At 69.3% G+C, this 1,650-nt stretch carries 1 protein-coding gene and 1 pseudogene; both read left to right on the top strand.

Features of this window, described 5'->3' with window-relative positions; genetic code table 11:
• Window positions 1–177 precede the first annotated feature (177 nt).
• Window positions 178–1,143, top strand: a pseudogene (locus ER13_RS17230) (FliI/YscN family ATPase); the annotation flags it as partial.
• Window positions 1,144–1,147: 4 nt separating this feature from the next.
• Window positions 1,148–1,558, top strand: a complete 411-nt coding sequence (locus tag ER13_RS17225) for a flagellar export protein FliJ (RefSeq protein WP_008262669.1) — start codon at window positions 1,148–1,150, stop codon at window positions 1,556–1,558.
• The last annotated feature ends 92 nt before the right edge of the window (window positions 1,559–1,650 follow it).

The raw sequence follows: 1,650 nt of genomic DNA, 5'->3' as shown, positions 1-1,650 counted from the left end.
CTCGGTCGAGACCGGCCTGCTGGTTATGGATCGCGGCGGGACAGCCGTCTGGGACGGCCTTCTTCACCAACCCGAGGATCTGGAGGCGACCGCCCGGATTCTCGCGAGCCTTCCGAATCGCGGCACCCCCCCCCCCCGCGTGCGGGTGACGTTGGACGCCCCCGCCCTCCTCGCGCCCCCCCGCCCCCGGCCCATTCGCGCGGCCGGGTGGGCGAGCGGCTGGACCTGGGGGTGCGGGCCATGGACGTCTTCACCACCACCTGCCGGGGCCAGCGCCTGGGCATCTTCGCCGGCTCGGGCGTGGGCAAGTCGGTGCTGCTGTCCATGCTGGCCAAACAGGCCACCTGCGACGCCGTCGTGGTCGGCCTGATCGGCGAACGGGGCCGCGAGGTGCGCGAGTTCGTGGAGGAGACCCTGGGCGAAGAGGGGCTGAGACGCGCCGTCGTCGTGGTCGCCACCTCGGACGAGCCGGCGCTGAAACGCCGCCAGTCGGCCTATATGACCATGGCCATCGCCGAATATCTGCGCGACCAGGACCTGGAGGTGCTGTGCCTGATGGACAGCGTCACCCGCTTCGCCATGGCCCAGCGCGAGATCGGCCTGGCGGCGGGCGAGCCGCCGACGACCAAGGGCTATACCCCCACCGTCTTCACCGAACTGCCCAAACTGCTGGAGCGGGCCGGGCCGGGACCGGTGCGGCCCGACGGCACGACGGCGGCCCCCATCACCGCCCTGTTCACCGTCCTGGTGGACGGCGGCGATCATGACGAGCCCATCGCCGACGCCGTGCGCGGTATTCTGGACGGCCATATCGTCATGGACCGCAAGATCGCCGAGCGCGGCCGCTTCCCCGCCATCGACGTGCTGAAATCCGTCAGCCGGACCATGCCCGCCTGCCAGACCCCGCCCGAGCGCGAACTGAACAAGCGCGCCCGCCAGGCGCTGTCGGCCTATGCCAACATGGAAGAGCTGATCAAGATCGGCGCCTATCGCACCGGGGCCGACCCCATCGTGGACCGCGCCATCGCGCTGAACCCCGCGCTGGAAGATTTTTTGAGCCAGGACAAGGACGACGCCACGCGTCTTACCGATTCCTTTACCCGGCTCGAGCACATCCTGAACCAAGGCATGATCAGAGAGTGACGAAATGACCGCTTGGGCCCAATCCCTGATCCGCATCTCCAACTACGAAGTCGAGACCCTTCAAAAACGCCTGGCCGAGATCACGTCCCGCCGCGCCACCGCCGAGATGCGCCTGGCCGTTCTGGACGCCGAGGTCGAGATCGAACGCGAGCGCGCCCGCGCGGACGCCGACGCCGGCATGATGCTGGCCGCCTATCTGAACGGCTGGAAGGCCCGCAAGGCCGCCGCCGAGGGCGACCTGACCGTGGTCGAAGCCGAGGAGGCCGGCGCCCGCGACGCCCTGACCGGCGCCTTCGAAGAGCTGAAGAAGTTCGAACACGTCGCCGAAACCACCCGCCTGAACAAACTGCTCGCCGTCGCCAAGCGCGAAACCGCCGCCTTCGACGAACTGGGCCTGCGGAAACGTGCGGTCTAGCCAGACACAAACCTCTCCCTCCCCCTGCGGGGGAGGGGGGCGGAGGCGCAGCCGAAGCCGGGTGGGAACGGCTGGGCTACGTCCCACAGACC

Origin of the sequence: Brevundimonas sp. EAKA (assembly GCF_000698025.1) — a bacterium.
Taxonomy (GTDB): Bacteria; Pseudomonadota; Alphaproteobacteria; order Caulobacterales; family Caulobacteraceae; genus Brevundimonas; species Brevundimonas mediterranea_A.
The sequence above is the reverse complement of the archived record's forward strand: the minus strand, read 5'-3'. Positions and strand labels throughout refer to the sequence as shown.

Excerpts from the sequence above, each read along its gene's own strand:
- ER13_RS17225 (WP_008262669.1), top strand. The coding sequence starts at position 1,148 with ATGACCGCTTGGGCCCAATCCCTGATCCGCATCTCCAACTACGAAGTC.